This is a genomic window from Candidatus Pristimantibacillus lignocellulolyticus, from assembly GCA_023639215.1.
GTDB lineage: Bacteria > Bacillota > Bacilli > Paenibacillales > Paenibacillaceae > Pristimantibacillus > Pristimantibacillus lignocellulolyticus.
The window spans coordinates 5238268-5255122 of sequence record CP097899.1 but is presented as its reverse complement, the minus strand read 5'-3'; the positions used below and the strand labels follow the sequence as shown (position 1 = coordinate 5255122).

At 36.9% G+C, this 16855-nt stretch carries 12 protein-coding genes; 5 read left to right on the top strand and 7 right to left on the bottom strand.

The window, feature by feature from the left end; genetic code table 11:
* Positions 1-38 precede the first annotated feature (38 nt).
* A complete protein-coding gene (locus NAG76_23115) occupies positions 39-725 on the bottom strand; it encodes a hypothetical protein (protein URN94672.1) in 687 nt (228 codons plus the stop codon).
* Between the two features lie 60 nt (positions 726-785).
* Between NAG76_23115 and NAG76_23110 the strand changes: the two genes are divergently transcribed.
* Together NAG76_23110 and NAG76_23105 are read left to right on the top strand one after the other, a co-directional pair.
* Positions 786-1166, top strand: a complete 381-nt coding sequence (locus NAG76_23110; protein URN94671.1) for a DUF423 domain-containing protein — start codon at positions 786-788, stop codon at positions 1164-1166.
* A 98-nt stretch (positions 1167-1264) separates the two neighbouring features.
* The gene (locus NAG76_23105; GenBank protein ID URN94670.1) at positions 1265-3130 is read left to right on the top strand and encodes an EAL domain-containing protein; all 1866 of its coding nucleotides are present in this window, start codon (positions 1265-1267) and stop codon (positions 3128-3130) included.
* Between the two features lie 67 nt (positions 3131-3197).
* Here the strand turns inward: NAG76_23105 and NAG76_23100 are convergent, their stop codons facing one another.
* Complete coding sequence (locus tag NAG76_23100) at positions 3198-3680, bottom strand: hypothetical protein (protein ID URN94669.1); 483 nt, start codon at positions 3678-3680, stop codon at positions 3198-3200.
* A 310-nt stretch (positions 3681-3990) separates the two neighbouring features.
* Here NAG76_23100 and NAG76_23095 point away from each other — a divergent pair, with 310 nt between their 5' ends.
* The 3 genes from NAG76_23095 to NAG76_23085 all read left to right on the top strand — a co-directional run bounded on the left by NAG76_23095 (position 3991) and on the right by NAG76_23085 (position 11534).
* Positions 3991-4296, top strand: coding sequence for a DUF1805 domain-containing protein (locus NAG76_23095; protein ID URN94668.1), 306 nt, complete (start codon positions 3991-3993; stop codon positions 4294-4296).
* Positions 4297-4575: 279 nt separating this feature from the next.
* Complete coding sequence (locus NAG76_23090) at positions 4576-10227, top strand: S-layer homology domain-containing protein (protein URN94667.1); 5652 nt, start codon at positions 4576-4578, stop codon at positions 10225-10227.
* 162 nt (positions 10228-10389) lie between these two features.
* A protein-coding gene (locus NAG76_23085) for an IS3 family transposase (protein ID URN94666.1) occupies positions 10390-11534 on the top strand; the annotation gives its coding sequence in 2 pieces (ribosomal slippage) (positions 10390-10675 and positions 10675-11534; 1146 coding nt in all).
* 85 nt (positions 11535-11619) lie between these two features.
* Here the strand turns inward: NAG76_23085 and NAG76_23080 are convergent.
* The 5 genes from NAG76_23080 to mtnA form a co-directional block, all read right to left on the bottom strand.
* A complete protein-coding gene (locus tag NAG76_23080; GenBank protein ID URN94665.1) occupies positions 11620-12000 on the bottom strand; it encodes a RidA family protein in 381 nt (126 codons plus the stop codon).
* A gap of 65 nt (positions 12001-12065) precedes the next feature.
* Positions 12066-13562 carry a Na+/H+ antiporter NhaC gene (gene nhaC, locus NAG76_23075; protein ID URN94664.1) on the bottom strand — a complete coding sequence of 499 codons (1497 nt, stop codon included), beginning with the start codon at positions 13560-13562 and terminating at the stop codon, positions 12066-12068.
* A gap of 35 nt (positions 13563-13597) precedes the next feature.
* On the bottom strand, positions 13598-14770 hold the full coding sequence (locus NAG76_23070; protein URN94663.1) for a pyridoxal phosphate-dependent aminotransferase: 1173 nt from the start codon (positions 14768-14770) through the stop codon (positions 13598-13600).
* Between the two features lie 82 nt (positions 14771-14852).
* A complete protein-coding gene (locus NAG76_23065; GenBank protein ID URN94662.1) occupies positions 14853-15536 on the bottom strand; it encodes a PAS domain-containing protein in 684 nt (227 codons plus the stop codon).
* A 261-nt stretch (positions 15537-15797) separates the two neighbouring features.
* Entirely contained in the window at positions 15798-16853 is a 1056-nt protein-coding gene (mtnA, locus tag NAG76_23060) for an S-methyl-5-thioribose-1-phosphate isomerase (protein URN94661.1), read from the bottom strand.
* Positions 16854-16855 lie beyond the last annotated feature (2 nt).

Sequence of the window (16855 nt, the reverse complement as noted above, 5' to 3'; positions counted from 1 at the left end):
ATTCAGAGAGTTGATGAGTCAAGCTCGACACATATTATTTAAAGACCTGCTGCCATTAGTGAGATCATGAAGAAGATAAATCCACCAACTAGTAATAAACCGTTGAAAACTGTACCAAGAATACCGAAGATTTTACGACGGTTTTTCATGCAAACACCAATGATACCGAAGATAATCCCAAGGAAACTGAAAAATCCTGAACCGAATATAAGGACGACGCTAACAATTACTCCTACTAAACTTGATGGAAGATCGCCATCACCAATAGACAATTGCTCTTGAATATAAGCTGGATCTTGCATTAATTCTAGCTCAGTCAAAGTTAATGAAGATATGCTAGAAAACATAGTAACGAATCCGATAACGATGACTAGAATTGATACTAACGACAAGATGAAACTCGTAATGCCAAGACCTGAATGTTTCAATGGATTAACAGGACCTGATGGCGGTGGATAATTAAACTGTTGTTGTGGATTACCATTGGATGAACCGTATGTTTGTGAGTATTGAGTTTGATCACCTGTTGAATATCCTGTTGGAGCGAAATTCTGGTCCCCAGCATGCTGAGTCTCTTGAGCCAAGCTAGGATTGTAAGTTCCAAATGCTTTAAATGACTTCTGCTGAGAAGGTGTTACTTGCTCCGACGATTTCTCAGTTGCTGGCGTGTTTGCAATGTCGTTAGACGGAGATGGATTAGAATTAGATTGATTATTATTTTCCATTACGTACTCCTTTAAACTAGTTTTTACTATTATACAATAAAAATGAAGAGGATGATGAAAATGTTTAGAAAGTACTTTTCAATTGGCGCAATTTGTGCAGCACTTGCGATTGCGTTAGGTGCATTTGGTGCACATGGATTAAAAGAAATTGTATCGGAGCGGATGCTACAAAATTTTGAAACAGGTGTACGTTATCAGATGTATAACGCTTTAGGATTAATGTTAATTGCGCTCGCTTCAACCATGGTTAAAAATTATAAAAAGTTGGCTACTGGAGCTATTTTAATTATTGTTGGGATCATTATTTTCAGCGGTAGTTTATACATCATGGCATTAACTGGTAAAACAATACTTGGTGCAATTACACCTATAGGTGGTGTTTCCCTTATAGCAGGTTGGATTTTTGTTGTGTGGGGAATTGCAGGGAATAAAACAGATTAACATTTTTTTCTATGATATTTGACAAATTTCGATTATAATGATGTATGTAGTGTGCTCTTTATTATAAATCCATAGCAAGAAGAATTGAGGGATTACAGTTGTTGAAGCGAAAACAGTTTAATTGGTTGGAACCTTCGCTAGTTTCAGGCTATCTCATTGTCCTTTCCTTTGCTTGGATATTAATCGCAATGTTTGGAATAAGCTCTCTGAAATATCAAGTTATTCTTGGCACAGTTGGAGCAGTTCTTATTGCCACAGCGATCATACTCATGCTTCGTACAAGAAGAATATCATCAACTACGAACTATCATGAATCAATTGTAAGTACTTTGTTTCAATCTAATGCAGTCGCATTAACATTAATCAATCATGATGGAAATATTATTGAGTTAAATGATACTTCCGCACATATGCTTGGTTATAATGAAATCGAAGAGTTAATTGGGAAACCAATTATGACTGTAATTGAGCAATCAAGTCAAGAGTCACTAATCGAAGCATTACAAAAGGTACAAGAAGGACAAATAGAAAAACTAAATATTCATGTCTTACATCGATCTTCATTCCCATTAGAACTTCAAATTAGCTGTGAGCCCGTTATTCAAGATGGTAAAGTTATTGGATCTTTGATCGTAAGTCATGATCTGAGTGATCATAAGCGTAATTTGGAACGTATCCGTTACATGGCTTATTACGATGATATGACGGGATTACCCAATCGAACTTTATTTCAAATTAGATTAGATGAATCACTGCTTAGGGCAAAAGAAGATCAGAAGATGCTAAGTGTATGTTACATAGATCTTGATAATTTTAAACTTATAAATGCTTCATTCGGAAGAGAATATGCTGATCTAATGTTACTTCAAATGGCTGATCGTTTGAACCGATTATTATCTACACATGATTTTGTTGCTAGATTAGAAGGTGATGCTTTTGCATTACTTCTGAATGAAATTGATAATATTGATCAATTATTATCACGTTCACAACATATATTAGATATCATTAGTGAACCGTATGATTTGAAAGGTGTTCCTGTACATATGGGAGCAAGCATGGGTATTGCACTGAATCTTGATCCTATGGATGACGGGTTCTCGCTTTTCAAAAAAGCTGATATGGCATTAGTGAAAGTTAAAGAATCTTCTGGTGGTCATATTCTTATTTATTCAGAAGAGTGGAATAATTCCTCTTATGAGCGACTAAAATTACAACATGAAATTCATCGCGCCATACAGCGTAATGAGTTCGAACTATATTATCAACCTCAATATGATCTTATACATGGTCGTATTGTTGGGGGCGAAGCTCTTATTCGTTGGAATCATCCAACAAAAGGATTACTATCGCCAATTCACTTTATTCCACTAGCTGAAGAAAGTGGTTTGATTGTACCGATTGGTGAATGGGTCATTAGAGAAGCATGTCGTCAAAATAAAGAGTGGCTTGACGCTGGATTGCCAATCGTACCGGTTGCTGTGAATTTATCGATTCGCCAATTTGTAAGAAATGAAATGGATCAGCAAATTAAGCAAATCCTTGAAGAAACACAATTGCCTTCTCAATATTTGGATATTGAAATTACAGAGTCAATGAGTATTGATATGAATGAGATGAATCGTAAATTAATTGCGATTAGCGAATTAGGAGTGGGGATTAGCGTAGATGATTTTGGTACTGGCTATAGTTCATTCCATTATTTGAAGTCATTCCCGATTACTCGCTTAAAGATTGATCGTTCATTTGTTACAGATATTTTGAAAGAACAAAGTCATGCGGAAATCGTATCTGCAATTATTGCTATGGCACATAAATTGAATTTGCAAGTGATCGCCGAAGGAGTAGAGACAACGGAGCAATTAGATTTCCTTCGCACATTACAATGTGATGAGATGCAAGGGTATTTAAAAAGTCCACCAGTTCCTGGATATTCCTTTGAAAAATTACTTTTTGCTGGGTGAAAAGTGATTAACTACATAATACAAAAAGCCAATCTAGTATTTTCACTACTAGATTGGCTTTTTTGTATTATGCTTCAATAAAGTCTTCAATTTCAATTAATCGGAAAGTATATACTTGTTTTTCATCGACATGATAAACCGTAATAATTTGATCATTCTCATCAATGTTAATGACTCGACATGGGATACTTAACTTAATGCCTAAACCACGATTTACGATAAGGCGAATTAGTTTGTTTTGATCTTTACATTGTCTGAAAACTTCTAAGCCTAATTCATATGCACTATTGGAAGTAGTAGTTGTATTAGTAATTGAAGTTGTTTCTTGAACTGGAGTTTCAACAACGACAGGAATAGATTTCGATGATTTAGCTTTTGCTTTTCGATCGGCAATAACTTTCCCAAGTTCAATACCTGATGTTATTTTGTAATCTGTAAAATTAGTTTTGTTCAATTGTTCAATCAACTGTTGTAACGCGATTGCGTGATGTTCATTTTCAATTAAAATTTCAACATTAAATAGAAAAGAACTTTTCTCTGTGCTTGCCATAATAAATACCTCCGCGTCACTTTATTATTCTACTATATCATGAATGTTTGTATTTCTGTAGTCCTACTTAAATGATTTAATTTAGAAAATTGTCAAGGTATAAAGTCATGCTTTTTTAACTGTCAAGCTACTAAATGGGTCATTAATCTCGGTTTATGCGGGTTTTACGAAAGAAATATATTTTAAATTGGGAAATATGAAAAATATTGTTTCTATATATTTAGCTATATTCGTTGTTAACTTACAAGCATTTGATGCATATAGTAACATACGTTAACAATACCAATGAGCTACGAGAGGTGCATACAGTATGATTAAAATGATACCGTTTCAATTAAGTAGCGGTGCTACAGTAATTGGTACGGAAGTAAAGTTGCCCAAGACAACGCTGTTATCCATTTCTACAGATAAGGGCTATATTATGTGTGGAGCACTTGATGTGAGTTTGCTGAATAATAAGCTTAAAGATCGAGCAATTATTGCAGGACGGGCGGTAGGTGTGCGCACTTTGGAAGAACTGATGGATGCCCCATTAGAATCAATTACAGATACAGCAGAAGAACTTGGCGTAACCGTGGGTATGAGAGGGAAAGATGCATTAGAAAAGATGTTATAGTAGTTGCGTAAAACGTACTGAAATATGTAATAATAGTTGAAGACTCACTATATCATATGCAAGTAACCATTAGCCGGCATGTAGGTTAATGGTTTTTTTATTGAACGTGTAATAATAATTAATTTGATAAAATCTATTATCCTTTTATTACCATGTAATTTTATTGCTTTCACTAATATTTTCAATAACACACATAATTTATTAATACTATGAAAACAATGCCTTAATTATTAATGAATATACTTAGCTAGCATAATACATACATATAAGGAGCTGAGCATGTTGAAGAAGATGTACAAATCTATTGCTAGTATCATGGTGGTAGCAATTGTATTGTCAATGTTACAACCTATCATTAAGGTCAATGCGGCATTACCTGTTACTCCAAGTTGGAGCTATGGTGAAGTTGTTGATATGAGACAAAGTGAACTCGGATTTGGAGCTACATATACTTGGATGGACATGAATGTGGAGGATAGAGTACAGAAAGTACATACAGTGGAGTTTGATCCCACTAATTCAAATCTTGAATTAGTTAGTGCCACAAAGAATGGTTATGTTTCAGGTATGAAGCCACTTTCACAAATGGCTGATTATGTTGATGCAGAGGGCAGCCGCGTCATTGCAGGGATTAATGGTGACTTCTATGAAATTTCAGGTCATGCAACTGGCGTACCTAATGGAATTTTTGTGGCGGATGGTGAAATATTGATCAGCCCTGGAAGTAGTTATGCATTCGGTATGACTGCTGCTGGCGAATCAGTGTATGGTAATGTTTCATTAACAAAAACAATTTCGATAGATGGAACAACTACAGAATTAACTAGTGTAAATCGCTATCGTGATAATAACCAACTTGTAATGTTTACGAATAAATATGGAATCTCAACTGGTTCATCAACACAAGGTGTTGAAGTTGTTCTTGATGTTGTTTCAGGCGAAGTAGCGAACGGATCTAACCTAGTAATGACAGTATCAGAAGTTAAGGTAGGGCAAGGAAATACAACGCTAACGGAAGGTAAAGTTGTATTGTCAGCGTCCGGTAATAAAACATCGATTATTGAAGCGCTGCAAGTGGGACAAACGGTTACGGCTAATTTTGAATTATCAAATAACTTTGCAAATGTAACAACTGCAATTGGTGGTAATGGGCCACTTGTAGAAAATGGAGTTCCACAAAATGTAGGACCTGAAGGCACTCATCCACGTACAGCGATAGGAACAAAAGCAGATGGAACTGTAGTATTTTTCGAAGTAGATGGTCGTCAGCCTGGATTTAGTGATGGGCTTGAAATGATGCAAGTTGGTAAGTTACTTGTTGAAATGGGTGTTGTTCAAGCGATGAATTTAGACGGAGGCGGTTCGTCAACACTCATCGCAAAACTTCCTGGTCAACAAGAAGCGACAATGGTTAACTCAGGATCAGATGGATATGAGCGCAGTACTGGTAATGGACTATTGTTAGTAAATACTGCTCCGGAGTTAAATTCTGCATCTTCAATCGCAGTTACTCCAAGTGTGGAACGTGTTCTTATAGGCTCAACTATTTCATTCGAAGGTGCAGCACTTGATGCGAACTATCATCCAACTAATGTCGCTACAGATCTGAAATGGTCTGTAGATGAAGCTTTCGGAACGATTAATGATGAAGGTCAATTTACTGCAAGTCAACAAGCTGGTGAGGCAACTATTCATGTCAATGCTGGTAACGTTACTGGAGAAGCGACAATTGAAATCATTGATACATTAACAGCATTAGATTTCCCTAATGAAGAAAAAACATATACATCTGGTGAAATTGTTCAATTAAATGTTAAAGCGACTCGCAATGGTCAAGTAGTAGCAACAAGTAATAATGATCTAGATTGGAGCGTTACAGGAAATATTGGTACTGTAGATGACAACGGTATTTTCACAGCAACTTCTGAATCAGGTCAATCCGGAACTATTAGTGTAAGTTTTGGTGAAGTAACGGATTCATTTACAGTAAATGTTGGAATTCCGCCTGTCGTGTTAGAAGATTTTGAGAATGGCATTGGAAATTATGTAGCTGCAGCAGATCGTGCTAACTTATTCGAAATTGATTGGATTACTGATCAAGATTTCGTGCGAAATGGAAATGCAGCAGTTAAATTATCTTATGATTTCACAGGTAGAGAGTCTACATCTGGTGCTTACCTACAATCAACAGGTGTGGACACTAGAATTGCCATTCCTGGATATCCCGAAAAAATCGGTATGTGGGTTTATGGTGATGGTAAAGGTCATTGGCTACGTGCGCAACTTCGTGATGGAAACAATGCTGCCATTGCAATTGACTTTACTGATCAGACTAAAGGTGTCGATTGGGTAGGTTGGAAGTATGTAGAAGCAGCTGTTCCAGCAGGACGTACATTGCCATTAACAATCGAGAAACAAGTAAGATATATGGAGACTAGTTCTGCTAAAAAAGATGCTGGTGCTATTTATATCGATGATATTACAGTAACATATGGCCCAGTAGAAGGTATTGATTATGATGAACCTGAGATTGTATCATTCTCTCCAGCAGAAGGTGCAATGGTTAATACAGCTACACCAACTATAAAAATTACTGCACAGGATGCTGGATATGATGCTACAACTCATCCAGGTACTACATTGATTGACCCTAATAAAACTCGTCTATATGTGGATGGTGTTTTAGTAACACATGGTTTCTACCCACCTAAAGGTGAAATCAGTTATGTACCGACAGAACCGTTAAGCGAAGGTAATCATACTGTGAAAATTGCAGTTCGTGACTTAGCAGGAAACCAAACAATTAAAGCATGGAATTTCAAAATTAATTTAGGATCTCCATATTACGAATATAAGACTGAAGATATTGTATACGTAGGTCAAACGTATTCATTTGATATTACAGCAAAAGGTGCAAATGAATTAATAGCTGGTCAGTTAGAGTTCAGTTATATGCCAAGTGCGATGGAGAATATTGAGTTTCTTCCAAATAGTAAATTATCTAACAGTATAGTAGATTTTACTGTTGATGAAACAAATGAATTAATGAAGTTAACACTAAGTGATCTAGCCGCTGCCAAACTATCAGCTACAGATTCAATTGGTAGTATAAGATATCGAATGAAATCAGACTATTTGGGACCATATACGTTAACAGAATTAAAAGCTAATCCGAAAAAGTCAATTGGGCTAAAAGTATTAAAAGGAATTGTTGAGACTGCTTCAAAATCGGATATTAATTATAAAGGCGACTCGTTTAATATGGATGTTCAAAGTAAATATGAGTTAACTTGGGATCATCATGCTACTTCCAAAGGCGAGCCTGCAGTATTTACAATAGTAGATAAAGCTAGTCAAAAGCCAATTGAGGAAGCGCAAATGATGTTTAATGGAACGATTATTGCATCGACTTCTGATGTTAATGGTCAACTGATAACAGATGAAGTAACCACGACATCAGGTACGTACAATATACAAGTGGTGAAAGAAGATAATTATAGTCCAATAATGTCATTTGTTGTTGCGGCATCTGCTGGAACAGTAGCTCCGATGCATATTAATGTGACCTTCGGTAATGAAGCAACAACTGCTCGTAATGTTTCATGGAAAACAAGTGCAGATGTGAAGTCGACGGTAGTAGAGCTAGTGGAAAAATCTGAGTTTACTACTTTTGCAGCAGACAATGTGTTGAAAGTCGAAGGCACAAATTATTTATATACAACTGCAAATGATGGCACTGTACGAATTCATCAAGTTGAGTTGACCGACTTAAAACCTGGTACAGAATATATATACCGAGTAGGCGATGGAGCTACTAATGTTAGTAATTCAGGCCAATTCAAAACAACTGATATTAATCAAGATTCTGCAAAATTCTTATTCTTTGGGGATTCACAAGCTGCGAATGCCGCTGGTTTCGATCTATGGGGAGCAGTAGTAGATAAAGCGCTGTCTGATACACCACTAACAGATGTAGATATGATCGTCCATGCTGGTGATATGGTCGATAGTGGATATGAGCTTGAGCAATGGAATTGGTGGTTCAATGCGGTACAAAGTGAGTTAATGAATACAACATTAGTACCGATAATTGGTAATCACGAAGTATATGGAGACAATGGAACAGGTGATTATTTATCTCAATTCAATAATCCAGATAACGAGCTTACATTAACAAATGGCACTTCATTCTCTTATGATATAGCAGATACTCATTTTGTCGTATTAAACACAGAGATGGGCACAGAAGGGATAATTGAACAATCATCATGGCTAGAGAAAGATTTGGCGGAAAGTAATGCATCGTCGATCATTGTCTTCTTCCATCAAGGACCATATGGAAGTACGTATCAGAATAAGGATGTACAAAAATATTGGGTGCCGATTTTTGATCAATATGGTGTAGATCTTGTAATGAATGGTCACGATCATATTTATCTTCGCACATTTAATATGAATGGTGGCGAGATCGTAGATAACAATGAAGAAGGAACGATGTATTTAATTGGTGGTTCTTCAGGTCCTAAGTTCTATGGCTTAACGCCTTATTATTGGCAAGATGTTGTATATGAAGCAAATACACAAATTTATACGGAAGTATTAACTGATGGCGAAGGTATTTATGTCGTAGTAAAAAACGTTGCTGGAGAAGTATTAGATGAGGTCATGTTACCTACTGATAAAAAACCAACACCTACTCCAACACCAGAACCGACGCCAGTGCCAACGCCTAGTCCAACACCAGAACCGACGTCAGAGCCAACGCCTAGTCCAACGCCAGAACCAACACTAGCTCCCACTCCGAGTCCGAACCCTGGCACAGGCAATGGTGGTGTAGAAGTTCTGGAAGAAACGGTAGAGAGCATATTAAATATTACAGAGGAGCAGTTAATTTCGACTAATAATGATATGGTCGTTATTACTACGAACGATAACGTTACAGTAATCGTTTTACCTGCGAATGCAGCCACTTTGCTTAATGGCAGAAACCTACAAGTTAACACGAGTCAATGGACAATGAATATTCCAAGTGACGTCTATTCAACTTGGAGCAAATCTAATTCTACGATTCAAGTTCAAGTCGTGAGTGAGAGGGACAATGCCCATGAACTTGCAGCTACAGCCGGCAATCTAGCTAAAGCACAAGTGACGGCAATAAGTAATGTATTTGAAGTTAAGGCAACGGATAACTCGAACAAATCGGTTAGTAATCAAGCTAATAAAGTAACAATTGCTATTCCGCTAACAAAAGAGCAGCAAAATGCTACAGTTGGATTATATGAGGTCAAAGCAGATGGTACATTCATGTACGTATCAAGTAGAATTGTAGATGATAAATTACAAGCAGAAGTACAAGCGAATACCAAATACATTGTCGTTAATTACGATAAACAGTTCGATGATGTAGCTACAGATTATTGGGCGAATAAATATATTAAAGAATTATTAGCAAAAGGAATTATTCAAGGAATTTCACTTGATAAGTATGCACCTAAACAAGAAGTAACGAGAGCAGAATTTACAACGATGTTAGTTCGTATGCTTGGTCTTGAAGCTAATGGAGAAACTAGTTTTGATGATGTAGTGGGCAATAGCTGGTATGCTGATGCAATCTCGGCTGCTGTTGAAGCGGGAATTGTAAATGGAAGATCAAGCACAAGTTTTGCACCAAATGATCACGTTGAGCGTCAAGAAATGGCGGTCATGATTGCAAGAGCTTATCTATTTGCTCAAGGTCACCCATTAACGGGAGTGGAAACTCCGTTCGGGGATATAGATAAAGCTGCACCATGGGCAGTAGAATCAATTAATGCAGTCTACGGCTCAGGGTTCATCGATGGTAAATCAGCTACGACATTCGATCCACAAGGATTAGGAACTCGTGCTGAAGCAGCTAAGTTAATGCAAAAGTTATTACATGCTATGAAGTAGTAAACTTATTGTATGCGCTGATGTGAATGTAATAAATTAAAAAGCACGACATGATTATACAACATAGGGAACTGACCCCATAACGTGAGACACATCAAAACACCTTCAAGAAATGTAAATCATGTCGTAAGATATGAATACAACTTGGAGGTGTATTTTTTTATGGGAACAAGAGTGAGTTATCCAGTGGAAATAAAAATGAATGCAATTGAAATGAGGCTGCAAGGTATTCCTGTTAAGCAAGTCATGTATGAATTGAATATTCGAAATAAAACACAACTTGAAACATGGATGCGTTGGTATCGCGAAGGCCAGCTCCATCGCTTAGAGCAACCTGTAGGGAAGCAATATAGCTTTGCTAAAGGACCTGAATTCTCTTCTGAAATAGAAAAGTTACAAGCAGAGGTTCGTTTCTTAAAGCAACAAATAGACGTGCTAAAAAAGTACAAGGCGTGGGTAAGGACGTGGATAGAGAGGTAGCCATTGCCTTTATCAAACATCATGTAGAGCTGCCAGTTAAACTAGTTTGTGAGGCATTAAACATATCGAGAGCGACGTATTATCGCTGGAAGAAACATCAGAAAAACGAGAAAAGCGAAAACCTCGTTACGCTTATTCGTCAGTATTGTATTTCGCATAAGTTTAGATTGGGTTATCGTAAAATTACAGCATTAATCCATCGGACCGTTCATGTAAATCATAAAGTGGTACAACGTTTGATGCGACAATATGGCTTACAATGCCGTGTAAAACCAAAGAAACACAAAGCTATAGGACAACCTTCCATCGTGGCGGAGCACGTACTTAAACGTGAATTCAAGGCAGAACACCCTCTTCAAAAACTTGTTACAGATATTACGTACTTGCCATTTGGACAGCAGATGTTGTATCTTTCGAGTATTAAAGACTTGTATAACGGTGAAATCATTGCCTATACCATTCATTCAAAACAAAATATAGATTGTGTACTCGACACGCTAAATCAACTCCCAGAGTTACCTCAGGACTGTTTATTACATAGCGATCAAGGTTCAGTGTATACATCAAATGCTTACCAGGAAGCTGTAAAACGAAAAGGCATTACCATGAGCATGTCCCGTAAAGGTACGCCCGCTGATAATGCCCCCATTGAATCGTTTCACGCCACACTAAAGTGCGAAACATTCTATCTCGACCATTTGACCTGTACAACGACTGCAATCGTCGAACAGACAGTCAGTGATTACATTTATTATTATAACAACTTTCGCATTCAAACGAAACTAAACAACCAGTCTCCGATTGAATATCGAAAACTGGTTGCATAGAAGGTGTTTTGATCCCTGTCTCAAAAACGGGGGTCAGTTCCATAGTCATGTCGTGCTTTTAGTTGAACTCAAGTCTAGAGATTAATTAAAGTGAAACGATTACTTCAACTTCAACTAGTGCATCTTTTGGTAGACGAGCTACTTCAACAGCACTTCGGGCTGGGAATGGCTCAGTGAAAAAGCTAGCATAAACTTCATTTACTGCAGCAAAGTCGTTCATATCTTTAAGGAAGACAGTTGTCTTAACGATTTGAGACATCGTTGCACCAGCAGCTTCTACAATTGCTTTAACATTGCTAAGGGAGTGCTGAGCTTGTTCTAGGACTGTTGTAGGGAATTCATTAGTTAATGGATTAATACCAAGTTGACCAGATGTAAATAGTAGATTACCAACTTGGACTGCTTGTGAATAAGGACCGATCGCTTGTGGAGCTTCATTAGTGTGAATTATTTTTGTATTACTCATGTGTATGACTTCCTTTCGTATTTGCATATTAATCTAAGCATGTTTATTCTGTTCCTAACCACTTATTATTTTGTTGTAGTGATTTCAATTAGCTCATCATATTCTTTAAGCATCTCTTGTTGCTGTTCAGGAGAAAGTTTTGCAATACCAAAGCCAGTGTAACCCCAAATTGCAGCGAATATAATACCACTCCAACATAGAACAGCCCATGGCAGGTAATCAAGAGTAGCAACGCCGAGCGTCCCCGCCATATAAGCACCAGCAGCTGTCCAAGGTAGAATCGGCTCAATTATCGTCGCTGAATCTTCAATCGTACGACCAAGATTTTTTGGATGAATTCCTCTACGAACATAAGCTTCTCGAAGCATTTCTCCTGGCATTAAAATAGAGATTTGACCGTTACTTGTAACCCCAATCATAGTAAGACCAACGGCAATAGTCATAAGGATTAGTGAACCAGTAGATTTTACTTTTTGAAGTAGTTTATTAATAATAAGTTCAAGTGATTTTGTCATAGAAACAATACTTGCGAATGTAATAGCACAGAAACAGATTAGTAATGTTGACATCATTGAACTCATACCGCCACGATTTAGTAGTCGTGTAATATCATAGATTACATTAGTAGAATCAAATCCAGCAATATTAACCATGGTTACATTGAATCCGTTTACAACGGAAACAATAACATCTTGAATAGTAAATCCTTGAATAAGCATACCATTCATCATAGCAACGATTGATGCAATTAACATGACTGGAATTGTAGGCTTTTTCAAAATGGATCCAGCAAGAACAATAATAATAGGTAGTATTAATAAAATATTCCAGTCAAATATCGTATCGAGGGTAGTTAAAATTGTGTCTACTTTTTCAGGGATTACTGCGTCAGCAGCGCCAGAATTTAATCCAGTTACGACATATACGATAGCAGCTACTATGAATGAAGGAACAGTCGTATATAGTAAATGACCAATATGTTCATATAAGTTTACGCCAGTAGCAAGAGCTGCGATATTTGTTGTGTCTGATAATGGGGATAATTTATCACCAAAGTAAGCACCAGCTACGACAGCACCAGCAACAGCATACAAATTTATATCCATGCCAGCTGCTACGCCCATAAATGCGACACCAATTGTACCAGCAGAACCCCATGAAGTACCAGTACATAAAGAAACTACAGCAGTAACTAATAATGCAGTAATAATGAGGAACTGAGGATCGATAATTTTCAAACCATAGTAAATCATCATTGGAATCGTTCCGCCGACCATCCATGCTCCTATCATAAAACCAACAGTAATAAGAATTAAGATTGCGGGCATTGTTTTAGCAATTTTACCAGAAATCGCTTCCATCATGTCATTGTAAGAGTAACCAAGACTAAGTGCAACGCAACCAGCAACAATAGCAGATAATATAATTAATGGCTCAGGTGGTAGTTCAAATAATACATATCCAAAACTTAAAAAAACAATCATAGAGATTATTGGTAACAACGCTTGAAATAATGTAGGGAGTTTGTGTTCTTTCTGAACTTGTACTTTAGAATTACTCATATGGGTTCACCTCGTTATAAAGTATAAAACTCTAGTTAGTTAATAGATGAATACGTTGCGAGCATGCGATGAAGTGCTTCTTCAAGTATTACTTTTGGAGCAGCTAGATTAATTCTAATAAAGCCATTTCCTTGTGAACCAAACGAGCTACCGAAACTTACACTTACCCTTGAATTCGTAACAATCCATTCTTTAATTTGTTGTTCATCATGAAATAAATTTCTGCAATCAATCCATAGTAGATACGTGCCATCTGGCTCGATCACCTTGAGTTTTGAAAAATGGTCTTTAATAAATGCGCTTACAAATTGAAGATTAGATTCGAGATATATTTGTAATTGCTGTAGCCAAACATCACATTCCTCATAGGCTACTTCTAATAGTGGAACTGCAAAAAATGTAGGATTGTGAATGCCAGCTTTTAGTAAACTATTTTGAAATTTTTTGCGAAGTTGCAGATTAGGAATAATAATATTAGCGATTTCAATACTTGCTAAATTAAATGTTTTACCAGGTGAGGTGCAGATAATGCTACGCTCTGCAATTTGTTCGCTTAATCGAGCGATAATGGTATGTTCATGATTAGGTCGTATAAAATCTGCATGAATATCATCGGATACAATAAGTACATCATACTGAACGCAAAGTGAAGCCATTTTCTCTAATTCCGTTATTGTCCAAACTCTACCCGTCGGATTGTGTGGTGAGCATAGAATTAGTAATTTAACTCCTGATTTCATATGACGCTCCATATCATCAAAGTCAATTTCATATCGACCGTTGTTGAGTAGGAGAGGACTCGCTACAAATTTTCTGTCATTCAATGCTACAGCATTAGCTATAGGTTGATATGCTGGTGTATGCATCAAAACAGCATCACCTGGTTCAGAGAAATCTTGAATGATCAATGAAACGGCTTGTACAATTCTTGGACAGAACACAATCCAATCTGTAAGGACCTCCCATTGATATCTACGTTGAAGCCACATTTGGACGACTAGATAGTATTTTTCATACAACTCTGTGTAGCCGTAAACTCCATGAGATGCAAATTCCATTGCTTTATCAATAATTTGTTGAGGAGCTTGTAGATCCATATCTGCAACCGATAATGAAATAACATCACTACCGTTAGATAAAGCACAACCGTCCCATTTTGCACTATTGGTACCAAAACGGCTAATCAATTTATCAAAGCTTGTTTTCATATTCCCACCACCCTAAAACTTTTCATTAGCTTCCTAGATATACTTATCGTAAATGAAAAGTTGCTCCTGAAGCATAACCAAACTAGTCTTTTAATTTCTGAAGATAACGGTATATTGTTGGTTCAGAAGTATTTAACGCTTTAGCAACTTGCATAACGCCACCCTTTAACAAAAATACGCCCTGATCATTCAATTGTTTGACGAGTTCCATTTTTTCGGAAGAAGAGAGTCGGTCAAGTGGTATTTCTGATTGGGCTACTATAGTTTCAATAACATGAGTAAGTATATCGTCAACATTGCCTTGTAAATACTCAATTGCTGGTTTGTCATCAGCAACTTTCAAAGGAGTTTCTGTTGACGATGGAATTAAGCCGCCACCTGTTAGAATATCTTGAATCCAGCTTGCAGCAACATCCAAATGCGTAATGTCAATATTAAGGCACATCATTCCGACGAGTGTACCATTTTCATCTTTGATAAAAAAAGTAGAGGAACGATAAGATTGGCCGTTAGAACCCTTACTCTTGTAGTTAGCGATATAAGCTTCGTTCTGGTAGGTTTTATCTTGTAGCAACTTTAATACTAGATCAGTTGAACCATCACCAATTTTTCTTCCGCTAATGTATCCGTTCTCAATATGGATAATAGAATGTTCTAAATTATCAATATCATGTATGACGACTTCACATTTGGGACCTATTATAGCTGCTATAAAAGAAGCAATAGGAAAATGTTTTTCTAAAATAGCTCTGTTTTTGATACTCATTGCGTACCTCCTTTCTGTGAATTGAGTATGAGTTAAGGGTTAGAAGGAAATGATAATATTTTCTTACTTAATGATAATTTTTTATTACAATAATAGATTATCATCATTTGATTACGTTTTCAATACTTTTTTATTAATTAACATTAAATAATGATAAAAAATTATTAATAAAATTAAATAAATAAATGATGATTAAATAAATAATAATAAAAAAGCCTTGAACCCCAAAGGAGAACAAGACTTTAATTATAGAAGAACTATTTAGTTGCTGAACAATTTGCGAAGATTTTCCTCGAACGGAGCTGTAACAATACCTTTTTCAGTGATAATACCTGTTACATATTCATTAGGAGTAACATCGAATGCAGGATTGAATACTTTTACTCCTTGTGGAGCAGTACGTTTGCCAAATCCTTCAGTTACTTCTTCCGCTGGACGTTCTTCAATCGGAATCTCGCTACCTGTTGGAGTATTCAAGTCGATTGTTGAAAGTGGGCAAGCTACATAGAAAGGAATACCGTGTGCTTTAGCTAGAACTGCTACACTGTACGTACCAATTTTGTTGGCAACATCACCATTAGCGGCTACGCGGTCAGTACCAACGATTACTGCATCTACCCAGCCTTTTGACATAACCATACCAGCCATATTATCGCAAATTAGCGTTACATCAATACCAGCTTCATGTAATTCAAATGCTGTTAGGCGAGCACCTTGAAGTACCGGACGAGTTTCGTCAGCGAATACACGCAAGTTCATGCCACGCTCTTTTGCAAGGTAGAAAGGAGCTAGTGCTGTACCGTATTTTGCTGTAGCAAGACCACCAGCATTACAGTGAGTTAGGACACCCATATCTTCTTTGAAAAGAGATAGTGCATATTCACCGATTTGACGGTTAGTTTCTTCATCTTGTGTTTGAATTGCAATCGCTTCTTGTTCAAGTGCTACTTTGCAATCAGCAAGTGAGAAGCCTTGAGCCATATATTGATCGGCAGCTGCTGTCATACGATCTAAAGCCCAGAACAGGTTAACAGCTGTAGGACGAGAAGTTGCCAAATATTTAGCGGATTCATGTACAGATGCAATCCATTGTTCAGTAGTTGCTGCATGTTGACTTGCAATAACAACGCCATATGCTGCAGCTATACCGATCGCAGGAGCACCACGAACTTGCATAGATTGAATAGATTCCCAAACACTCTCTTGAGTCGTTAATTTTAGATAAATAATTTCTTCAGGCAGTAGACGTTGATCAAGAAGATCAATCACTCCATCTTTCCAAATTACAGATTGTAGTCCAACATATTTTTCAGTCATTA